Genomic DNA, 22598 nt, shown 5'->3' with positions numbered 1-22598 from the left:
ACAAATATTAAAGAATTTGGTTGTAGTATTCAACAATTAGTGATTCATCAACATTTGGTTCTAGTTCGTCACGTTCTGGGTTACGTACTAGAGAACCTGTCAATGTGTTGTCGTCGAAGCTAACAAAGCCAGGGCGTCCAACAACATTTGTAAGGTTTTCTTTAACGATAGCCAAGTCTTTTGACTTTTCACGAAGGCTGATCTTTTGACCAATTTTAACTTCGTATGATGGAATATCAACACGTTTGCCATCAACGGTGATGTGACCATGGTTTACAAGTTGACGAGCTTGTGGACGTGAACTTGCTAAACCTAATCTGTAAACAACGTTGTCAAGTCTTGTTTCAAGAAGGATCATTAAGTTAACACCGTGGATACCTTCAAGCTTACCAGCGCGTAAGAAAAGATTACGGAATTGACGTTCGTTAACGTCATACATGAAACGTAATTTTTGCTTTTCTGTTAATTGTTGGCCGTATTCTGAGATCTTACGACGACTATTTGGTCCATGTTGACCAGGAGCATAGTTACGACGTGCAATTTCTTTTCCTGATCCTGATAGGGAAATTCCCAATCTACGGGATAATTTCCAACGAGGTCCTGTATATCTAGACATAAATAAATTCCTCCAAATTTGTAATGGAGTAAAATAATTAACAAGAGTTTAGCATTCGTGCAGTTATTGCTATAACTTTCGCCCTGTGCAGCACGCAGGTTACTAATCAAACTAAAAGCCTTTAACTGTTGACGTTCTTGCCACTCTTTGCTGCATATTTTACACGAAGACTAGTGTAACTTGAAAAATAACCAATGTCAAAGTAAATCTTTAAAACTTTATTATGAATCCTTGTCATACGTAATAGTGGCATAAATGTTTGTTATAATTTTGTGTATGAATGTTAAGTAACATCATTAGGGGTGTAAATGTGTCTATAATTATTATTATAATTATCTTATTGGTGCTGATTTTCCTATGGTACATGTGGTTCTTACAAAAAAAGAACGCCGGTGTATTAAACGGCTTTAAGGATAATATGACCGTTTTAATGGAAGATCGTTTCAAAGATAAAATCAAAAAAATTGAAGATATGAATTTAACTGGTTCCAGTAGTGAACGCTTTGTCAGTGTAAAAGAGGAATATCAAAAGCAACTGAAAGAAGTAGTTCCCAATATTTCAGCTGATATGCGTAAAGCTGAATACCGGAATACACAATTCAAAATTTTCGGAGCTAGCAAGTTATTAAAGACTATTGGGACTGAAATTTCTGATGTGGAAGCAAAATTTTCAAATCTAGAAACTTCATTAGATAACTTATCAAATAGTGATGAACAAAATTCATTACGACGTGATGAGTTGCATAAGGCATATCAGCTATTACGTAAAAAGGTCCTTACGCAGTCATTTGATTATGGATCCGCTGCTGACAATCTTGAGGATGAACTTTCTGAAGTTGCTACTTTACTAGATGACGAAGAATCTTCTACTAAAGTTGGTGATCATTTGGAAGCAAGTCAGTATTTGGATGACGCAAGAGTTAAAATTGCCTTGATCACTGATCAACTTAAGGTTATTGAGCCATTGTATCATGATTTAAATGAAGTTTTTCCTGGACAAGTTGAAGAGATCAATGATGTATATCAAAAACTATTGAATCAACAATTTCAATTTGGTGATAACATTGCTGAATTAATTAACGGCGTCCAAGAGAACATGATCAAATCTGACAACGCCTTAGGTGAATTAAACTTCGATGAAACAAGTAGTTTAAATGATACTATTAAGTCTGAAATCGAAAATCTTTATGATGTTCTTTCGATTGAAGTAGAATCTAAGCAGAGTGTCCTTAAACAGCAAAAACCGGTTTTAGATTATATTAACCATTCTAATTATCAACACAACAAATTAGAACATCGCATGCAAGAACTTGAAGAACATTATGTTCTTAAAAAGAGTGATAAAACTTCCGTGGAAGATAATAAAAAGTCTTTGACTAGTTTACGTGAAGGCTATGATCAGGATGTTCAAGATATTGCCGATAAAAAAGTTATCTACTCAAAGGCTGAAGTGACCTTTAAAGATATAATTGACAAGCTTGATCATATTGAAGAAGAAGAAAAAACGATCAATGACAGTCTCAATCAAATGGTTTCTAGCGAAAAAATTGCTGTTGACAGTGTCGATCAATATGCTAAACGATTAGAGATTCAAAAGAAAATTGTGGAACAACTCAGATTGAATGGATTACCAGATTACTATTTGGACTATTTTTATATGGTTTATGATGAAATCAATAAATTGTATGATGAGTTGAATTCAGAACAGATTAATATGGAAGATATTAGTAAGCAAGTAATCGTTGCTCAGGAAGATTTAGAGAATTTAGTTCAAAAAACTACCGAATTAAAGCAACAAGTTAGTTTAGCTGAAAAACTGATCCAATATGCTAATAGATATGCAAGTAGTGATGAGGAATTAAAAGATCAATTAGAACGTTCTCGAGCTGCCTTTGATAATGATTACGATTATAATAAGTCAGTTGATATCATTAGCGAAGAACTAGAACGAGTTGAACCAGGTTCAGTCGAAAGAATTAGAGAGACAATTAATGCATAATTAATTGTTTTGATGTATCGTATAAGAGATAAAAATATGGGCCTGCGGGCCTTTTTGTTTTGGTGGGAAAAAATATGATTTATTTTGATAATAGTGCAACAACAAAAATTGAAGAATCAGTTCTTCAAACATACAACGCGGCTAGTTTGAATTACTTTGGTAATCCATCAAGTTTGCATAAATTAGGTTTGAAAGCTTATGAACTGTTGGAAACTTCTCGTAAGCAAATTGCTCAACTAATGGGTTTTAAACCTTATGAGGTGGTTTTCACTAGCGGTGGTACAGAAGGTAATAACTGGATCATCAAAGGAACAGCCTTTAAGAAACGTGAATTTGGGAAACATATTATTACAACGTCAATTGAGCATCCTTCAGTAATGAATTCGATGCATCAACTTGAAGAACTTGGGTATGACGTAACATATTTGCCGGTCAATAAAACTGGTCATGTCAGTGCCAAAGACTTAAAAAATGCTATTAGAGATGATACGATTCTTGTTTCTACTATGGCAGTGAATAATGAAATTGGTTCAGTTCAACCGATCCATGAAATGGCTCGTGTTTTGGATGATTATCCTAATATCAGTTATCATGTTGATGGTACACAAGCTATCGGTAAAAATATTGACGATAAATTTATTGATCCACGTGTAGATTTTTATACATTCTCCGGTCATAAATTCCATGCACCACGTGGTATCGGATTTATCTACATGAAATCTGGTAAACAATTAGAACCACTTATGGCTGGTGGTGGTCAAGAGAAAAACCTCAGAAGTGGTACTGAAAATACGCCAGCTATCGCTGCCATGGCCAAAGCTTTACGTCTGCTAAAAGATGATGAGGCAAAAAAGGCTGAAAAAATGTTAAAATTGAAGACTGAATTGATCGAACATATCCAAAGTCTTCCTAATACGCATGTATTCTCAAAATTAACTGACGATTTTGCTCCACATATCATTTGTTTTACGATTGATGGTGTTCGTGGTGAAACAGTCGTTCATACTTTTGAAGATCGTGATATCTATATTTCCACGACAAGTGCTTGTTCGTCAAAGAAAGGTCTGGAGTCCAGTACCTTAAAGGCTATGAGTACACCCGAAAAGGTTGCCACGAGTGCTGTTCGTGTCAGTTTGGATGAGAACAATACAGAAGCTGAAATGAAAGAATTTATCACTAATTTGGATCAAATTCATGAGCATTTTCAAATTTTGAATTAAGTATCAAAGAATCAAAAAAACTAGGAGAATTTAATGGAATATACTGAAATTATGGTTCGTTATGGCGAACTTTCGACAAAGGGTAAGAACCGTAAAAGTTTCATTGACCGTTTACACGGTAATGTAGCCAGAGTTTTAAAGAATTACCCTGATTTAAGAATGAGACCACATCGTGATCGCTTACATATTGAATTAAATGGTGTTGATGCTAAGCCAGTTATGGAAAAGCTAAAGAACGTTTTTGGTATTCAAACTTTTTCATTGAGCGTTGAAGTTTCAAAAGATTTTGAAGACGTTAAGAAAAAAGCAATCGAAATGATGCATGAAGCTTACAAACCAGGCATGAGTTTTAAGGTCGGCACTAAGCGTTCTGATCACACTTATTATTTGGATACCAATCAAGTCAACCTTCAACTTGGGGATGCTATTTGTGATGAGTTTCCAGGTATTGACGTTGAAATGAAGCGTCCAGATATTAAAATATCAGTTGAAGTTCGACAAGATGGTATTTATCTTTCATATTTAACTATCAAAGGTGCTGGTGGTTTGCCAGTTGGAACTGCCGGAAAAGCTATGTTGATGCTTTCAGGTGGTATCGATTCGCCTGTTGCTGGTTACTTTGCTCTAAAACGTGGGGTTGACATTGAAATGGTTCATTTCTTCAGTCCTCCATATACATCAGAACAGGCTTTAAATAAGGCCAAGGAATTGACTAGTAAATTAACAGCCTTTGGTGGCAATATTAAATTTATCGAAGTACCATTTGCTGAAATTCAGGAAACAATCAAGTCTTCTGTGCCAGAAGGATATTTGATGACGATCCAACGTCGTTTCATGCTTAGATTAACTGATTTATTGCGTGAAAAAGAAAATGCCTTAGCTATCTTTAATGGTGAAGCAGTTGGACAAGTTGCCTCACAAACTTTGGAAAGTATGCTTGCAATTAATGACGTTACGACAACACCAATTTTGCGCCCTGTAGCTACAATGGATAAAACTGAGATTATTAGTATTGCTGAAAAAATAGATACGTTTAATCTTTCAATTCAACCATTTGAGGACTGTTGTACAGTCTTTGCTCCACCAAGTCCTAAAACAAGACCTAATGTTGAGAAAACACGTAAATTTGAAAGTGGTTTAGATATTGACGGTTTAATCGAGAAATCACTTGCCGGAGTTAAAATTACAACGATCGAACATGGCGATCACTTTATGCAAAGTAATCAAGAAAATATCAATAGCTTGCTTTAAAGCAATTGACGTTTTTAAAATATTGTTTTATCATCATATTCAACAGCTTTGATCAGGAGTATTAATAAATAAGATTTTAGAGAGAGTACATTAGCTGAAAAGTACTTATTCAAGTTTATTAGTTGTTACCTGTGAGCTATCAAAAATGATCGGGCCACCGTTATCTGTTGAGAGAAGAGTCTATGACTCTTAATTTAGGTGGTACCGCGAGCATTCGTCCTATTCAGGACGGGTGCTTTTTTATTTTATGGAGGAATTTTTATGAGAGAAATCGATATGGATACTAAATATAATCCCAGAGAAGTCGAAGAGGGTCGTTATCAAACATGGCTTAACGAAGGTGACTTCAAACCTTCAGGTGATAAGAAGGCTAAGCCTTATTCAATCGTTATCCCACCACCCAATGTTACTGGTAAATTACATTTAGGACACGCTTGGGATACAACAATTCAAGATACTTTGATCCGTTACAAACGTATGCAGGGTTACGATACTTTGTATCTTCCGGGTATGGATCATGCCGGAATTGCTACTCAGGCTAAAGTTGAAGCTAAATTGCGTGAACAAGGTATTTCCAGATATGATCTTGGACGTGAAAAATTTGTTGACGAAGTTTGGAAATGGAAAGATGAATTTGCTTCAATTATCAAGTCACAATGGGGCAAGTTAGGTCTATCACTCGATTATGATCGTGAACGTTTCACTCTTGATGAAGGATTATCAAAGGCTGTACGTAAGGTTTTCGTTAAACTATATAATGAAGGCTTGATCTATCGTGGCGAGTACATTATCAATTGGGATCCACAACTACAAACAGCTTTGTCAGATATTGAAGTTATCCATAAGGATGACCAAGGCGCTTTCTATCATGTTAAGTATCCATATGCCGATGGTTCTGGTTATATTGAAATCGCTACAACGCGTCCTGAAACAATGTTTGGTGATGTTGCTATTGCTGTTAACCCAAGTGACGAACGCTATACTGATATTGTTGGTAAAGAAGTTATTGTGCCATTAGTTGACCGTAAGGCACCGATTATTACTGATCACTATGTTGATAAGGAATTTGGTACTGGTATGGTTAAGATCACACCAGCCCATGACCCTAATGATTTTGCTGTCGGTAATCGTCATGATCTTGAAAGAATCAATACTATGAATGCTGATGGAACAATGAACGAAAATGCCGGTAAATATAAAGGTATGGATCGTTTTGAGGCTCGTAAAGCTATGGTTAAAGACTTACAAGATCAAGGTTACATGCTAAATATCGAACCAATTGTTCACAGTGTTGGACATTCAGAACGTTCTGGTGTGCAAGTAGAACCACGTCTATCAACACAATGGTTTGTTAAGATGAAACCATTGGCAGAGATGGCTTTGAAGAATCAAAAGACTGATTCTAAAGTAAACTTTGTTCCTGATCGTTTTGAAGATACCTTCACACAATGGATGGACAACGTTCATGATTGGGTAATTTCTAGACAATTATGGTGGGGACATCAAATTCCTGCTTGGTATAATAATGAAACAGGTAAGATGTATGTTGGTGAAGAAGCACCCAAAGATATTGAAAACTGGACTCAAGAGAGTGATGTTCTTGATACATGGTTCTCAAGTGCTCTATGGCCATTCTCAACTATGGGTTGGCCAGATACAGATAGTGATGATTATAAGCGCTATTTCCCAACTGATACATTAGTTACAGGTTACGATATCATTTTCTTCTGGGTTTCAAGAATGATCTTTACTAGTTTGAAATTTACTGAGAAACGTCCTTTTGAACATGTTGTTATTCATGGTTTGATCCGTGATGAACAAGGACGCAAGATGAGCAAGTCTCTTGGTAATGGTATTGATCCAATGGATGTTATCGAAAAGTATGGGGCTGACGCTTTACGGTGGTTCTTGATGAATGGTTCAACACCTGGACAAGATACACGATTTAGCTATGACAAAATGGATTCGGCCTGGAACTTTATCAATAAGATCTGGAATGCCAGTCGTTTTGTTATTATGAATCTTGACGAAAATACACCAGCAATGGATGATTTATCTAAAGTAACTAACTATGATCTTTCAGATAAGTGGATCTTAGCTAAATTGAATCAAACAGTTAATGAAGTTAACCGTTTAATGGATAAATTTGAATTTGGTGAAGTTGGACGTAATCTATATAACTTTATCTGGAATGACTTTTGCGATTGGTATATTGAAATGAGTAAGGCTACATTAACTGGCGAAGATGGGGATGCCAAAGATCAAAAGAGAATGCTCTTAACTTATGTTTTGGACAAAATTTTGAAGTTAATGCATCCAATCATGCCATTTGTTACTGAAAAGATCTGGCTATCAATGCCACATAATGGTAAGTCTATTTCATTGTCAGCTTATCCAGAAAACCATGATGAGTTTAAGAATGAAGAAGCCATGGATGACATGGATGTTTTGATCGACCTGATAAAATCAGTCAGAAAGATCCGTCTTGAAGCTAATGCACCACTTTCGAAGGCTATCGATATTTTGATCAAACCTCAGGATGAAGCCGTTAAAGAAGTTATTCTAAATAATAAGGACTATGTTGATCGCTTTGCACACCCTAAAGAATTGCAGATCGACACAAATCTTGAGGCTCCAGCTTTGGCTATGACTGCTGTTACAAATGGAACAGAAATTTATATTCCACTAGCAGAATTGATTGATCTTGATGAAGAAATTGCTCGTCAAGAAGAAGAAATGTCAAAAATGGATAAAGAAATTAACCGTCTGAATAAGAAACTTTCAAATGATAATTTTGTTAAGAAAGCACCTGAAAAGGTTGTTGATGAACAAAAAGAAAAATTGGCTGACTATCAATCACGTCAGGCCAAGATCAGTCAAAGAATTGATCAACTAAAAGCTAATAAATAGTTTTATAATGGGGAATGTGACAAATTGACGAATTGTTAGTTTGCGGTCGATCTCTATTTGACTACAAAAAAGTCGTTGTTTGCCTTTAAGCAAATAACGACTTTTTCATTATATTAGGGGGAGTTATCTCGTGTTAAATTATCAAGAAACCATCGACTATATCCATACCTTTTCTAAATTTCATCGAACAGACAGTCTAAAAAATATTAAACAAGCACTAAAACAGCTGGGTGATCCGCAAAATAGTTATTCAACTATTCATGTGACTGGAACTAATGGCAAAGGAAGTACTTGTAATTATTTAGTAAATCTTTTAGAAGCAACGGGAAAACGCGTGGGGATGTTTACTTCTCCTTTTATTACTAAATTTAATGAGAGAATTCAAATAAATCATCAAATGATCAGTGATGATGAATTAGTTGAGTTAGTGTCTCGTGTTCGAGAGGTAACTGATGCGATTGATTTAACTGAATTTGAATTTGTGACTATTTTAGGCTTCACCTACTTTCAAAAGAAAGTTGATGTTGCTATTATTGAAGTTGGCATTGGAGCAGAGCATGACAAAACTAATGTGATCGTACCTGATCTTTCAATTATTACGTCGATCGATTTGGACCACGAACAGATCATTGGACCAACGATTCAAGATATTGCCAAAGAAAAATCTGGGATAATCAAAAAAGATAAACCGATCGTAACTGGATATTTGCAACCAGAGATTCGCAATATTATAGTAGAAAAAGCGAAATCACAGGGCAGTTTACTGTCTGAATTTGGTCATAATTTCAAAATTGATGGATTTACAGTGGATGAAAGTATTAGTCGATTTAATTATTTGGATGAAAAAACAACTATAAAAAAGATCAAATGTCGAGGATTTGAGAAAACAACGGCAATGAATATTGCCATTGCCATTCGGTCTTTTATAATTTATCAGACTATTCATCATGAAAAAATTGATCTTCAGTTGCTTAAAAGTAGTTCTGAAACACATTTGATTTTAGGAAGAATGCAAATTGTTCAAAATAATCCGCTGATGATCCTTGATGGATCGCATAATTTTTCAGCAATTCACAATTTAATCAATTCTTTAATATCAAATTGGTCAAATAAAGATATAATTGTAGTGTATGCTGGTATGCGTGACAAAGATCGAAAAGATATTTTGAATTATTTATCAAGAAATGTACAACAAGTTTATGTAACTACCTTGGATATGTCTCGTTCGGCAGATGTAACTGATTACGACTTTTCGGCATATGATAATGTAAAGTTTGTTCGAGACTATCGAAGCGAGTTAAAAAAATTGAAAAATGGTTTGACTGATCAGCAGATTTTACTAGTCACCGGATCATTTTACTTAGTTTCCGATTTAGAGGAATTATTCTCGTAATTTAGGTTACAATGATAAAATTAAGAGAAAAAATTTCAAGTCACGGAATCAAATCTTTAAAAACCGAAGAACTAATTGCTGTGATTTTAGGTAATGGTATTAAAGGACAAAATGCTCTTCAGCTAGCTAGAGGGATTTTGTCACAATCAGAAGACCTTCAATTAAATTTAAATCAGTTAATGAAAAACAAAGGAATTGGCATTGCACAAGCCTGTAAGGTATTAGCTGCTTTAGAATTAGGCGATCGTAAATTAAAAGCTGATAAATTACCCGATCGGATAATGAAATTATCGATATTGGGGAAACATTTAATAAAAAAAATAGGAAGCTCACCACAAGAAAAATTAATTGCGGTATACCTAGATAATAGTAATCATATTATTATGGAAAGAATCGTGTTTATTGGTACGATTGATTCGGCTACTGTCCATCCTCGGGATATTATACGAGATGCATTAAGTGTTTCAGCTCGACGGATAGTAATCGCACATAATCATCCAAGTGGCAGTTTAAAGCCATCGAAAAATGATCAAGATTTTTCCTTGAGATTATATGAATGTTGCCAGTTAATTGGTATTGGTCTAGTTGATCATTTGATTATAACTAGAAATTCATATCTCAGTATGAAGTCGTCTAATTTAATTTAGTTTAAGTTACGGTGCTACTTTAAATTGGCCTTTTATATGATATAATTTTGTTTAGCGTAAAATGTGGTGTGTACTTTAAAGGAGAGAATATAAATTGTTTGGTATTGGATCAAAAAAACTTGGTATAGACTTAGGGACTGCGAATACACTTGTCTATGTAGAAGGTAAGGGAATTGCCCTTAATGAACCATCAGTTGTAGCAAAGAATAACAACACTGGAGAAATCGTTGCCGTTGGTTCCGATGCCCGTGAAATGATTGGTCGTACACCCGGAAGTATTTCAGCTATTCGTCCTATGCGTGACGGAGTTATTGCTGACTATGATACAACTGCAGCTATGATGAAATATTTCATTGAAAAAACAGCCGGCAACTCAAAACCATCAGTCATGGTTTGTGTTCCAAGTGGTGTTACTGAAGTTGAAAAGCGTGCTGTTATTGAAGCAACACAACATGCTGGGGCTCGTGAAGCATACGTAATTGAAGAACCATTTGCAGCGGCAATCGGTGCCGGTCTCCCCGTTATGGACCCTACTGGTAATATGGTTGTTGATATTGGTGGTGGTACTACTGATGTTGCTACTATTTCTTTAGGCGGAATTGTTTCATCACTTTCAATTAGAGTTGCCGGTGATAAATTTGATGAATCTATTTCATCATTTATCAAGACTAACTTTAACTTACAAATTGGTGAGAGAACTGCTGAAGACGTTAAGATTCAAATTGGCTCTGCTTCAATCGAAAAGGCAAAAGAAATTGAATCAATGCAAATTCGCGGTCGAGATTTAGTTACAGGTCTTCCAAAGACAATTCAACTAACCGGTGAAGACATTGCTACAGCTATCCATGAAGATGTTCAAGAAATCATTGAAACTATTAAAGAAACACTTGAAGAAACTTCTCCTGAAATTGCTGCAGATGTAATTGATCATGGTATCGTACTTACTGGTGGTGGTGCTTTATTACATCATTTACCAGAGGTTATTTCTGAAGCAACTGGAGTACCCGTATTCATTGCTCAAGACCCACTAGATTGTGTAGCCATCGGTACTGGGGAGTCTCTTAAAAATATCGATGTAATGCGTCGACAAAAATAAGCGGGTTAATCCCGTTTTTTTTATTTGTTCAAGTAGGAGGAAGCAATGCAAAAGTTTTTTTCAAATAAAAAGTTAATTATTCTAATGTTGATCATTATCGTGACCTTCGGACTATTGGCCGTGTCGGTCAATATTAAGGATAAAAAGAGTACTCCTCCTGTTGTACAGCAGGTTGGTAATGACACTGTTAGCATTGTTGGAGGTATATTTGCCTATCCCACTAATGCTGTTAAGAATGCTTCATCAGAATTTTCAGATTTATATAATACATATACTGAAAATCGTCGATTGAAGTCAAAAATTGGCGAATTGGCTCAAAATCAAGCTAAGCTGAAAGTAGTTCAAGAGGAAAATAAGAAATTAAAAGATGAGTTAAAATTAAATGCTACATTGACTGATTATACTTTTGTTAATGCATCCGTATTGTCGCGCTCTCCTAGTAGCTGGCAAAGCTACTTAACAATTAATCGCGGACAAACAAGCGGTTTGAAGAAAAATATGCCTGTAATGTCTGGTAAAGGTTTGATCGGTCGCATTATTGAAGTCAATAAAGTTAGTTCTAAAGTTGAATTGATTTCAACTGATAATGAATTGAATGACAAATTTGCTTCTGAAATTCAAGGCGATAATAAGAATATTACTGGTATCGTAAGTAAATATGATAGTGATTCCGGAGACTTAGTAATGGAAAACGTTACTTCAACTAAGGATGTTAAAAAGGGTCAGAAGGTTATTACATCTGGTTTAGGTGGTCTTACACCTAGAGGACTTTACATTGGTAAAGTTAATGCAATTAAGAAAGATAACTATGGAATGACTAATTCCGTCTACATTACTCCTGCAGCTGAGTTGAGGAACTTTACAGTTGTAACTGTTATTAAGTCATCGGTGAGTGGTGAAAAATAATGGATGTCAAGACACGTAAAATTACAGGTCAGGTCATTTTTATACTATTAGCACTTTATTTAGATGGTCTAATGAAGTGGGCTTTTCTAAATAACATGAATACTGGCGAAGTTATGTTTATTCCCCAATTGATGCTAATGGTTCTAGTCATGCTCTCAATGAGAATTAGTGATCGTAGACAGCTAATTACATATGGGATAGTCTTTGGATTGATCTATGATTCGTATTACTTTGGAATGATTGGGTTGTATACAGTCTTACTGCCATTAGCAATGGTAGGTGTTGATCACTATAAGTTCTTGTTTGTTAAAGCCAATATGGGATATGAGATCTCAATTTATTTCCTAGCTTTGACTTTCATGCAATCAGGAATTTATATCTTGGAAAGATTGTTACAACAAACAAAAGTGGACACAATGGACTTCATTACATTTACCTTGGGACCCACTTTGTTGTGGAATATGATCGTATTTTTCATACTTTATATTCCGTTAGCTAATTTGAGTGATTGGCTGGTCAAATACAGGAGGGATAAGTAATGAGTGACGTTACTCTTAAAGGGAGTAAAGACGGTTATGTCATGATCATTAGTGATCAGGGCAATTTTAGCAATTCTTTAAAAGAATTAAAAAAATTAATTGCTAATCAAAATGTTGGATCTTCTGAAGAAGAAGTTATTCAAGTTACTATCAAAACAGGCAATCGTTTGTTGACTGATGAACAAGTCAAAGAATTGAAAACCTTGTTTTCAGAATATCCTGAAATAGAAATTAAGAGCATTGATTCTGAAGTTGAGGCTAAATCATCGATTGAAAATTTGATCAAGAGTAGTCAGATGAATATTGAAGCGGGCATTGTTCGTAGTGGACAAAAACTTGAATATGATGGTGATTTACTTTTTTTGGGTACTTTGCATGAAGGTGCACACATCAGTGCTACAGGTTCAGTATTTATTATTGGTGATGTCCATGGCGTCGTTCAAGCAGGATATCCAGATAATACTGGTGTTGCTATTTGTGGCAATTTAATTGGAGCGGCTCAATTGAGAATTGCAGATGTGATCGAGATCGCAACTGAGGATAATGCTGATAAATTTAAAGATAATAGTTTTGCTTATCTAGATGATCTTCATACGATCAACGTTGAAGATATACAAAATTATCGGGAAATAATAAAAGATTCAAGAAAGAGAACGGTATAATAATGGGGATATCGATTGTTATAACTTCCGGTAAAGGTGGAGTTGGGAAAACTACCACAACCGCCAATATAAGTACCGTCTTAGCAAGCCTTGGTAAAAAGGTTTGTATGGTCGATCTAGATATTGGCTTGCGTAATTTGGATTCAGTTTTGGGATTGACCAATCGTGTGGTCTATGACATCGTTGATGTTGCGCAAGGTCGAGTAGTACTATCTCAAGCTTTAGTTCGTGATCCTAAATTTGAAGATAATTTGTATTTATTGGCAGCATCACAATTCACTGATAAATATGCCTTGGATCAAACATCTTTGGAAAGTATCATTAGTTATTTGAAACAAAGATTTGATTTTGTAATGATTGATTGTCCGGCCGGTATCGAATATGGATTCCAAAATGCCGTGACGGTTGCCGATGGTGCATTGGTGGTAACTAATCCTGAAATTGCTTCCGTTAGTGATGCGGATCGTGTTGTAGGGATACTGGAAAATATGAGTATGCCGATTACGCCACATCTGATCATAAATCGTGTTAGAAAAAATATGATCAACAATGGTACGTCAATGAAAATTGACGATATTGTTAATCATTTGGGTATTCCTTTGCTAGGAATAGTTATTGATGAAGATGAAGTCATTGCGGCTTCTAATTCCGGTCACATGGTTGTTTTAGATGATAAGAGTAATGCAGGTCATAGTTATCGAAATATAGCTCATCGAATGCTAGGTGAGAATATTCCATTGGATATTTTAAGTGAAACGAAAAAGACTGGATTTTTAGGTCGTATTTTTGGACGTAACAATTAAATGTGCTATAGTGTCTTTATATAAATAGTCAACACAAGGGGAGCCATTTGGCTGAGAGTGAATTGGAATTCAGACCCTTTAAACCTGTTATGTTAATACATGCGTAGGGATTGTGTTAGGGACACTGGATGCAGTTGGACTCTCTTGTGATGGCAAATATTATAAGGGAGTCTTTTTATATGCAAAAAAATATTGCAACTAGAAATAATAGTTTAGTTGTTTTAACTGAAGGGGCCATTATCGTCGCTGCAGCTCAAGCGCTATCATTTGTACCTCACGATTTAGGTGTTTCGTCGATTCAAGTGGAATATGGACTTATTCCCATGGCAATCTACGCGTTAAGAAGAGGTGTTAAGCCAGGACTAACTGCCGGTTTGGTTTGGGGAATCCTAGATTTGATCTTAAAGGGATTCAGTAGTGGTGGATTTTTAAATCCATTACAAGGATTAGTTGAATATCCTCTAGCATTTGCAGCTGTTGGATTAGTTGGATTGGGAAGTGTTCAAGTTAAGAACCGCATTCAATCTGGCAAAAATCCGCTGGGATTGATAATTCTTTATTCGGCTTTAGGATTTTTAGTCAAATACTTCCTGCATTTTTTGGCTGGTGGTATTTACTGGGGAGCATATGCACCAAAGACTATGAATCCATGGATCTATTCATTAGTTATTAATGGTGGCAGTTTTATTGCCAATATGATCATGCTATTAGTTCTATTAGTAGTTTTGAATCGGGTCCTCAAACGTTTTATTATTGTTAAAGAATAGAAAAAAATAAACCAGAGGCCAATGGCTTCTGGTTTTTATTTGTTTTAAATGAAACTCATGAGAGATCCGAGGACAACTCCGCCGATGGTAACTAAGATCATTAACCAAACAACAACTTGAATTATTTTAGTTAAAGTACTTTTAGGCTTTTTTTCGTCGTTCAAAACTTCCACCACCTAATCTGATTTCATATAATGAAATACTACTTCACTCGATCATTTATTGCAACTTAAATCATATGGATAACTAAACTCCAAAAAACTCCCACCGTTGGTAACTACGTATTATCAACGAATCGAGAGTTTTTTTAATTTGTCAATACCAATGTTTAATAACAAGTGGTTAATTGTGGGGAATTGTGGTAAATTAAGAGGTGTTAAAGAATTGAGGTGACTGGGATGTTCATGGGCGAATTTCACCACACGATTGACAGTAAAGGCCGAATCATCGTGCCTGCTAAATTTCGGAAAGAAATGGGTACAAGCTTTGTCATTACACGTGGTATGGATGGTTGCTTATTTGGATATCCTCTTGCTCAATGGGATAAATTGGAAGCTCAATTAGACAAATTGCCTTTAACAAAAAAGGATGCACGTTCTTTTACTAGGTTTTTCTATTCGGCTGCTACTGAAGTTGAGTTTGATAAACAGGGAAGAATTAATATTTCAGCACCATTGATAAATTTTTCTAAATTAGAAAAGAATTGTGTAATAATCGGTGTTTCTGATCGAATTGAAATTTGGGATGAAAAACGATGGAATGATTTCAGCAAAGAAGCTGAGGATAATTTTGAAGAGATATCGGAGAAAATGACGGATTTTGACTTCTAAAGAATTTAAACATAAGACAGTTTTACTAAAAGAAACAATTGAACAAGTTAATCCTCGTGATAATTGTATCTACGTTGATGCAACTTTTGGGCGTGGTGGTCATACGACTGAGTTATTAAGTCGCATAAATAATAGCCATGTATATGCATTTGATCGAGATGAAGCTGCTATTGAGGTCGGAGAACAATTGAAAAATAGTGATGTCATCGGCAGCAATCAACTAACTTTAATTCGTAGTAATTTTGAGGATATGAAGGAAAGTTTAAATAAGTTGAATGTTACAGCTGTTGACGGTGTCGTATATGACTTAGGTGTTTCTTCACCTCAATTTGATGATGCTCAAAGAGGCTTCTCTTATAAAAAAGAAGCTCGTTTAGATATGCGAATGGATCAGCGTCAGAATCTTGATGCTGAAAAGATTGTCAATGACTGGGATTACAGTGATTTGGTCAGCATTTTTTATAAATATAGTGATGAAAAGTTTTCGAAACAAATTGCTCGTTCGATTGAAAGAATTAGAGAGGATCATCGAATAACTTCGACTTTGGAATTGGCAGATATCATAAAAAATGCAATTCCGGCCGCAAGAAGACGAACTGGTGGACATCCCGCTAAAAGAGTTTTTCAGGCCATTCGAATCGCGGTAAATGATGAATTGGGTTCACTAGAAAGATCGCTTGAACAAGCAATCGATTTATTGGCTCCTAAAGGTCGAATTAGCGTAATAACGTTCCAATCTAAAGAAGATCGAATTGTAAAACATATTTTTAAAGAAAAATCACAAATTGATGTACCACAAGGCTTGCCAGTTATTCCAGATTACTTAAAGCCTGAATTAAAAATGATTACTAGAAAACCAATTTTACCAAATGAAAATGAATTAGATGAAAATAATAGGGCACATAGTGCCAAGCTGCGAGTCGTAGAAAAGATTTAAATTGGAGAATTGAAAATGAGAGAGAGTACAGCTAGAAATCTACAAAACTATGAAGAGGTTCAACCACAAACAAAAGCAGTTGAAACTCCTAAAATATCAGGTCGTGTGGCCGTATCTAAACTTGAGATCAGTTTATTGATTTGTTTAGGTGCTTTAGTATTGTCATTAATGGTGGCATTAGTCAGCATTAATGTTTCTATGACTGCAGCTCAAAATAATTTAGATAACATCACATCTAAAATCAACAAAACAAGTACTGAGAATGTTAATTTACGACAAGAAATTTCTGGAATGACAAGCTTTGATAGTCTGTCTTCATTTGCTAAAGAACATAATTTAAAAATGAGTAACAAGAATGTAAGGAATGTTTCGAAATGAGACGGATTATTAAAAAAGCTTTATCAAATAAGGCAACGCGAAATCACTATATTATAGGAATAATAATAGTGCTCGTGACTGCCCTTTTTTTTATAGCCGCAACTACTAGATTTACGTCAATTGCTATTAGTAAACAATATAATGGTGTTAATTTAGCACGGCGAACCAAAATGAAGTATGAACATTCTTCAAAGGTCAATGCACATCGTGGTGAAATATTAGATACAAATGGTGAAATGATTGCCGGCGATTCAAGTATTTATAATATTTATGCTGTTGTTTCACATTCGGCTAAAACCGAAGATGGAAAGCCCGATTATGTTCAAGATAAAACAAAGGTTGCTGAGGTATTGAGTAAATATCTGTCGATATCTAAAAAGCAGGCTTTGAAATATTTAACTCCAAAAAATAAAAAGCAATATCAGGTCGAGTTCGGTCAATCTGGGCGTGATCTTTCAATTGAGATCAAAAACAAGATTGCCGCTAAGCATTTAGCAGGAATAAATTTCGTTGAACTTCCATCCAGAGCATATCCTAATGGAGTATTTGCCACTAATTTGGTTGGTATTACTCAAGCCGATGATCCTAATGATTCTAATAGTAATATTAGTGGTGTTATGGGTATTGAAAAGTATTTTAATAAAATGTTGTCAGGTGTTAATGGTAAAAAAATTACTAAACAAGATTCTAATGGGAATGAATTACCTAATTCTCAAGTAGTTGAAAAAAATGCCGTCGATGGAACGAATGTATATTTAACTTTAAATAGTAGAATTCAACAATACGCAGAAATTTTGGCTCAGAATGTTGAAGAAAAATATGAACCCAAGAATCTACAGGTAGTTGTTATGAATGCTAAAACCGGTCAAATAGAAGCAGCGACACAAAGACCTACATTTAATCCCACTACTGGGAAAGGCTTGACCGATAGCTGGCGTGACACCTTAGTTGAAGATCAATACGAACCTGGTTCAGTCATGAAAATTTTGACCTTATCGGCGGCCATTGATTCAGGTAATTACAATCCTAATGAATTGTATCAATCTGGTTCAGTTGAAGTTGGTGGTCGAACGATCAATGATTGGAATGATGCTGGATGGGGATCGATTCCAATGTCTGAAGCATTTACAAGATCATCTAATGTCGGAATGGTCCATTTGGAACAAAAAATGGGTGCAAAAACGTGGATGAAGTATATGAAACGTTTTAAAATAGGTCAAAAAACAGGAATTCAGTTGCCAGGTGAAGTTGCAGGTCGAATTTCTTTTGAGCATGAAAGTGATCAAGCTATGACCTCATTTGGACAAAGTGTCAATGTTAATGCCATTCAGATGCTGCAAGCGTTCTCAGCAATAGCTAATAACGGTAAGATGATCAAGCCTCAAATTATAAAAAAAGTTGTCAATCCTACAACGGGTAAAACTGAAAAGACTTATAACACTGAGACAGTTGGTCATCCGATATCTGCAAGTACAGCAAGAAAAGTTAAGAAAGCTATGCGTTCGGTAGTTACTAAGGAATACGGAACTGGTAGAGTCTATAACGTTTCTGATGTAAAAGTCGGAGTTAAAACTGGTACTGCTCAGGTTGCATCTGAACAAGGCGGTTATTTGACCGGTACAAATAATTATATATTCTCAGTTGCAGGTATGATTCCATATAATGATCCTAATTATATTGTCTATATCACAATGAAACAGCCACAAAAAATGACTGAATCTCCAGAGAAGATCTTGTCAGAGATATTCAATCCGTTGGTTACTCGTTTAGTTAATCAAGGGGATTCACCAGGCAAATCGAATGTAGTTGGCAGCCAATACGTAGATATTCCAAGTCTTTTGAACAGTTCCACTACTAAAGCACAAAAGAAGATTGATTCACTGAACCTACAGGCTGGTATTATAGGAACTGGAGACAAGGTTGTTCAACAACTACCGGCCAGTGGCGAAAAAGTTATGCCTGGTCAAAGAATCGTCTTATTGACTAATGGTGCAATGACTATGCCTGATCTGAGTGGCTGGTCGAAAAATGATGTTTTGAAGTTTGCTGAAGTTACGGGTAAACATGTGACGACTAAAGGTGACGGGTATGTTACATCGCAATCCTTGAAAGCCGGTCATGTTTTAAATGACAGTGGTAAAATTATAGTTACATTGAAAAATAAATAGGTTAAGGGGATTTACATGGAACTAAGTCAAATTATTATAGATATAGTCAGTACTTTTGCCATCGTCTCGATCTTAATGCCATTTCTAATTGGCTACTTGATTTCGCATAATGAAGGACAATCTATTCGAGAGGTTGGGCCAAAATGGCATGAAAAGAAATCCGGAACACCAACAATGGGTGGACTTTTGATCATACTTGCTATGACGATCACTAACGTTTGGGTCGGTGCTTGGCAAAACAAATTGACACATTCGTTGATTATTATAACTTTGGTGATAGTTCTTTACGGTGGAATTGGTTTTATTGATGATTTCATCAAAGTTTTTAAGAAGCGTAATTTGGGATTAAAAGTTTTGCAGAAGTTAGTCCTACAAATTTTAGTTGCTTTGATCTTTATATATGTTTATGCAACGGATCAATTGCCATTTAACTTTACTATTCCTGGTATATGGTCAATTGATTCAGTGATAATTTTTGTTCTATTCACAATCTTTTGGTTAGTTGGTTTTTCAAACGCAACTAATTTAACTGACGGTTTGGATGGTTTATTAAGTGGTTTGGCCACTATTTCCTATGGTACATACGGAATAATAGCTTTAAATCAAAACCGAATTGATATTGCTATCGTCTGTTTCTCAGTTGTTGGTGGATTATTAGCTTTCTTGATTTTTAATCATAAGCCTGCAAAGATTTTTATGGGTGATGTTGGTTCATTAGCTTTAGGTGCAGGATTAGCGGCTATTGCTATCCTATTAGGCCGCTACTGGTCACTTCTTTTGATCGGTTTGGTCTACGTAATAGAAACAGCAAGTGTTATGTTGCAAGTATTCTCGTATAGAGTTTTCCATAAACGTATTTTCAAAATGACACCAATTCATCATCATTTTGAAATGATGGGATGGAATGAATGGAAAGTTGATATTGTTTTTTGGATTGTTGGAATTGTTTGTTCAGGAATTTATCTAATATTATTTATATAGGAAGTCAGTCATGAAAGCAGAAAGTAAATACTCAAATAAAAGAATTCTCGTCTTAGGTTTAGCTAAAAGTGGTTTTGCAGTAGCTAAATTATTAAAAAAAATGAATTCGGAGATAACGGTTGTTGATTCTAATCCCCTAGAGGGAAACACTGAAGCCAAAGAACTTTTGAATCAAGGGTTTAAAGTTATTACAGGAAGTAATGATGCCGATTTAGTTGATACATCATTTGACTATGTAGTTAAAAATCCTGGTATTCCATATTCAAATGATCTGATAAAACATGCTCAAGATTTGAATATACCAGTTATTACAGAGCCAGAAATTGCTTATAGCTTTTCAGATGCACAAATGGTTGCTGTTACAGGAACAAATGGTAAGACTACAGTTACAACATTGATTCAATTGATGTTGGCTCATTCTCCAAAATTTAAACAATCATTTTATGCCGGTAATATCGGTATTCCTATCTCAGATGTAATACAAAAAGCCACTAAAGACGATGTAGTAGTAACTGAACTTTCAAGCTTCCAGTTAGAAGGAACAATTGATCTTCATCCACATGTAGCTGTTTTAAATAATATTTATTCAGCCCATATTGATTTTCATGGTACCAGAGCCAATTATATTAAAGCTAAAATGCATATTACAAAGAACCAAACCAAAGATGACTACTTCATCGTTAACTGGAATCAAAGTGAATGGCGTCAACTAGCCAAAGATACACAAGCACAAGTTGTACCTTTTTCAGATGAACAAGAGTTAGAACATGGTGCATATGTTAAAAATGATGAAATTTATTATGATAAAGAATTTATTTTAAATACTGATGTAATCAAAGTTCCTGGTGAACATAATGTTCAAAATGCACTAGCTGCTATCAATGTTGCCAAAATATTTAATGTCAGCAACGAAGACATTATTAACGTCTTAACTTCATTTAAGGGTGTAAAACATCGTATTCAATTTGTTGATCAATTTAACGGTCGTAAATTTTATAACGATTCTAAAGCAACTAATATTGAAGCAACAACTGTTGCACTAGAAGCTTTCGGTGACCAAGAATTGACTTTGATTGCTGGCGGACTTGATCGTGGAAATGGATTTGACGAATTAGTCCCACAATTAAAGAATGTTAAAAATATTGTCTTGTATGGCGAGACGGCCGATAAAATGGTCGATGCCGCTACAAAAGCCAATGTTACTAATATTATTAAGGTATCTAACTTGGCCGAAGCTGTTCCTGAAGCTTATCGTCAAAGCGATGATGGTGATGTTATCTTGCTTTCACCTGCTGCTGCAAGTTGGGATCAATTTGATACCTTTGAGCAACGTGGAGATCAATTTATCGAAGAAGTCGAAGGACTTAAAGGAGAGGCATAATGACCAAATTACGAATCGTAGTTTCCGGTGGAGGTACAGGTGGGCACATCTATCCTGCAATGGCGTTAATTCAACGTCTAAAAGAACGAGATCTAGTTGATGAGGTTTTATATGTTGGTACTGAAAAGGGCTTAGAGAGTAAGATAGTCAACAATGCTGGTATACCATTTAAAACGATTGAAATAAGAGGTTTCAAACGCAAATTAACTTTAGAGAATGTAAAAGTTATGCAACTATTTCTTTCAAGTGTTAGAAGATCCAAAAAGATTATTAAGGAATTTCGCCCAGATGTAGTCATTGGAACCGGAGGATATGTATCAAGTGCGGTTGTTTATGCAGCACACAGGTTGCATATTCCAACGGTTATTCATGAACAAAATACTATTGCCGGTATAACTAATAAGTTCTTAGGTAACTTTGTTGACAAGATTGCGATTGCTTTTAAGGAAGCTCAAGATCAATTTAGCGAGAAGAGAAAAATTGTTTTTACAGGTAATCCGCGAGCACAGGAAGTCGCAACGATAGAAGTAAATGATCGGTTGAAAGATTTTGATTTACAACCCGATACGCCGACTGTAATGATTTTTGGTGGTTCACGTGGAGCTGCTCCGATAAATCGAACAACCATTGAAGCTTTAGAAAAGTTTTCTAAAGAAGACTATCAAGTTCTCTTCGTAACAGGACGGGTGCATTACGACGATGTAATCAAAAAAATTGATAACCTATCATTGAACATGGACAATATATCTGTACGACCATATATTGATGATATGCCTGAAATTTTACCTGACATTAGTTTAATTGTTGGACGTAGTGGAGCCACTAGTATTGCCGAAATAACAGCGTTAGGAATTCCCGCAATTTTTATTCCAAGTCCATATGTAACACATGACCATCAAACTAAGAATGCTTTATCTGTCGCTAAAAACGGTGCGGCCACTATGATCCCAGAAGCAGACTTGACTGGAGACTTACTTTACTCAGAGGTCAATAAAATTATGAGTAGTGAAGAAATTAGAAATAAAATGTCAGTTGCTTCAAAAGATATCGGTGTTCCTGATGCTTCTGATAGATTGATCAAAGTGTTAACTGGCTTAGTTAAGTAATTAAGGAG

Annotated in this window: 21 protein-coding genes, 1 riboswitch and 1 other annotated feature; of the genes, 19 read left to right on the top strand and 2 right to left on the bottom strand. The window is 35.4% G+C overall.

Translation table 11 applies throughout. The features are described 5' to 3' along the window. Nucleotides 1-7: 7 nt before the first annotated feature. A complete protein-coding gene (gene rpsD, locus EKM64_RS06065) occupies nt 8-616 on the bottom strand; it encodes a 30S ribosomal protein S4 (RefSeq protein WP_125676638.1) in 609 nt (202 codons plus the stop codon). A 310-nt stretch (nt 617-926) separates the two neighbouring features. Between rpsD and EKM64_RS06060 the strand changes: the two genes are divergently transcribed. The 12 genes from EKM64_RS06060 to thiT all read left to right on the top strand — a co-directional run bounded on the left by EKM64_RS06060 (nt 927) and on the right by thiT (nt 14809). Beyond that, nucleotides 927-2615: a septation ring formation regulator EzrA gene (locus EKM64_RS06060; protein WP_125676636.1), complete on the top strand. Its 1689-nt coding sequence runs from the start codon at nt 927-929 to the stop codon at nt 2613-2615. Between the two features lie 74 nt (nt 2616-2689). Further along, a complete protein-coding gene (locus EKM64_RS06055) occupies nt 2690-3835 on the top strand; it encodes a cysteine desulfurase family protein (RefSeq protein WP_125676634.1) in 1146 nt (381 codons plus the stop codon). Between the two features lie 33 nt (nt 3836-3868). Beyond that, complete coding sequence (gene thiI / locus EKM64_RS06050) at nt 3869-5086, top strand: tRNA uracil 4-sulfurtransferase ThiI (RefSeq protein ID WP_125676632.1); 1218 nt, start codon at nt 3869-3871, stop codon at nt 5084-5086. Nucleotides 5087-5125: 39 nt separating this feature from the next. After that, nucleotides 5126-5311, top strand: a binding site (T-box leader). A gap of 36 nt (nt 5312-5347) precedes the next feature. Continuing rightward, nucleotides 5348-7996 (top strand): valine--tRNA ligase, encoded by a 2649-nt coding sequence (locus tag EKM64_RS06045; protein WP_125676630.1) that lies wholly within the window; start codon nt 5348-5350, stop codon nt 7994-7996. A gap of 130 nt (nt 7997-8126) precedes the next feature. Continuing rightward, nucleotides 8127-9389, top strand: coding sequence for a bifunctional folylpolyglutamate synthase/dihydrofolate synthase (locus EKM64_RS06040; protein ID WP_225420965.1), 1263 nt, complete (start codon nt 8127-8129; stop codon nt 9387-9389). 11 nt (nt 9390-9400) lie between these two features. Next, nucleotides 9401-10036 carry a RadC family protein gene (gene radC / locus EKM64_RS06035; RefSeq protein ID WP_125676626.1) on the top strand — a complete coding sequence of 212 codons (636 nt, stop codon included), beginning with the start codon at nt 9401-9403 and terminating at the stop codon, nt 10034-10036. Between the two features lie 94 nt (nt 10037-10130). Continuing rightward, a complete protein-coding gene (locus EKM64_RS06030; protein WP_125676624.1) occupies nt 10131-11132 on the top strand; it encodes a rod shape-determining protein in 1002 nt (333 codons plus the stop codon). Between the two features lie 45 nt (nt 11133-11177). Further along, the gene (gene mreC, locus EKM64_RS06025) at nt 11178-12038 is read left to right on the top strand and encodes a rod shape-determining protein MreC (RefSeq protein WP_125676622.1); all 861 of its coding nucleotides are present in this window, start codon (nt 11178-11180) and stop codon (nt 12036-12038) included. Continuing rightward, entirely contained in the window at nt 12038-12577 is a 540-nt protein-coding gene (mreD, locus tag EKM64_RS06020) for a rod shape-determining protein MreD (protein ID WP_125676620.1), read from the top strand. Before mreC ends, mreD begins: the two co-directional genes overlap by 1 nt. Continuing rightward, entirely contained in the window at nt 12577-13239 is a 663-nt protein-coding gene (locus tag EKM64_RS06015) for a septum site-determining protein MinC (RefSeq protein ID WP_125676618.1), read from the top strand. The genes mreD and EKM64_RS06015 overlap by 1 nt, the downstream gene beginning before the upstream one ends. A 2-nt stretch (nt 13240-13241) precedes the next feature. After that, nucleotides 13242-14042: a septum site-determining protein MinD gene (gene minD / locus EKM64_RS06010; protein WP_125676616.1), complete on the top strand. Its 801-nt coding sequence runs from the start codon at nt 13242-13244 to the stop codon at nt 14040-14042. A gap of 26 nt (nt 14043-14068) precedes the next feature. Beyond that, a riboswitch (TPP riboswitch) is annotated at nt 14069-14170 on the top strand. Nucleotides 14171-14221: 51 nt separating this feature from the next. Continuing rightward, entirely contained in the window at nt 14222-14809 is a 588-nt protein-coding gene (gene thiT, locus EKM64_RS06005; RefSeq protein ID WP_125676614.1) for an energy-coupled thiamine transporter ThiT, read from the top strand. A 44-nt stretch (nt 14810-14853) separates the two neighbouring features. Here the strand turns inward: thiT and EKM64_RS06000 are convergent, their stop codons facing one another. Next, on the bottom strand, nt 14854-14973 hold the full coding sequence (locus tag EKM64_RS06000) for a DUF4044 domain-containing protein (protein ID WP_083480759.1): 120 nt from the start codon (nt 14971-14973) through the stop codon (nt 14854-14856). Nucleotides 14974-15207: 234 nt separating this feature from the next. Between EKM64_RS06000 and mraZ the strand changes: the two genes are divergently transcribed. Genes mraZ through murG form a run of 7 tightly spaced genes read left to right on the top strand, consistent with a single transcriptional unit; the run spans nt 15208 to nt 22590 of the window. Continuing rightward, nucleotides 15208-15639 (top strand): division/cell wall cluster transcriptional repressor MraZ, encoded by a 432-nt coding sequence (mraZ, locus tag EKM64_RS05995; protein ID WP_125676611.1) that lies wholly within the window; start codon nt 15208-15210, stop codon nt 15637-15639. Next, nucleotides 15629-16576 carry a 16S rRNA (cytosine(1402)-N(4))-methyltransferase RsmH gene (gene rsmH, locus EKM64_RS05990; protein WP_125676609.1) on the top strand — a complete coding sequence of 316 codons (948 nt, stop codon included), beginning with the start codon at nt 15629-15631 and terminating at the stop codon, nt 16574-16576. The genes mraZ and rsmH overlap by 11 nt, the downstream gene beginning before the upstream one ends. Nucleotides 16577-16591: 15 nt before the next feature. After that, nucleotides 16592-16954, top strand: a complete 363-nt coding sequence (locus tag EKM64_RS05985; protein ID WP_125676607.1) for a cell division protein FtsL — start codon at nt 16592-16594, stop codon at nt 16952-16954. After that, nucleotides 16951-19122 (top strand): penicillin-binding transpeptidase domain-containing protein, encoded by a 2172-nt coding sequence (locus EKM64_RS05980; RefSeq protein ID WP_125676605.1) that lies wholly within the window; start codon nt 16951-16953, stop codon nt 19120-19122. The genes EKM64_RS05985 and EKM64_RS05980 overlap by 4 nt, the downstream gene beginning before the upstream one ends. Nucleotides 19123-19137: 15 nt before the next feature. Further along, a complete protein-coding gene (mraY, locus tag EKM64_RS05975; RefSeq protein WP_125676603.1) occupies nt 19138-20103 on the top strand; it encodes a phospho-N-acetylmuramoyl-pentapeptide-transferase in 966 nt (321 codons plus the stop codon). Nucleotides 20104-20113: 10 nt separating this feature from the next. Continuing rightward, nucleotides 20114-21484, top strand: coding sequence for a UDP-N-acetylmuramoyl-L-alanine--D-glutamate ligase (gene murD / locus EKM64_RS05970; RefSeq protein ID WP_125676602.1), 1371 nt, complete (start codon nt 20114-20116; stop codon nt 21482-21484). Continuing rightward, complete coding sequence (murG, locus tag EKM64_RS05965) at nt 21484-22590, top strand: undecaprenyldiphospho-muramoylpentapeptide beta-N-acetylglucosaminyltransferase (RefSeq protein ID WP_125676600.1); 1107 nt, start codon at nt 21484-21486, stop codon at nt 22588-22590. The genes murD and murG overlap by 1 nt, the downstream gene beginning before the upstream one ends. Nucleotides 22591-22598 lie beyond the last annotated feature (8 nt).

The sequence above is a fragment of the Companilactobacillus keshanensis genome, assembly GCF_003946205.1.
Taxonomy (GTDB): Bacteria; Bacillota; Bacilli; order Lactobacillales; family Lactobacillaceae; genus Companilactobacillus; species Companilactobacillus keshanensis.
The sequence above is the reverse complement of the archived record's forward strand: the minus strand, read 5'-3'. Positions and strand labels throughout refer to the sequence as shown.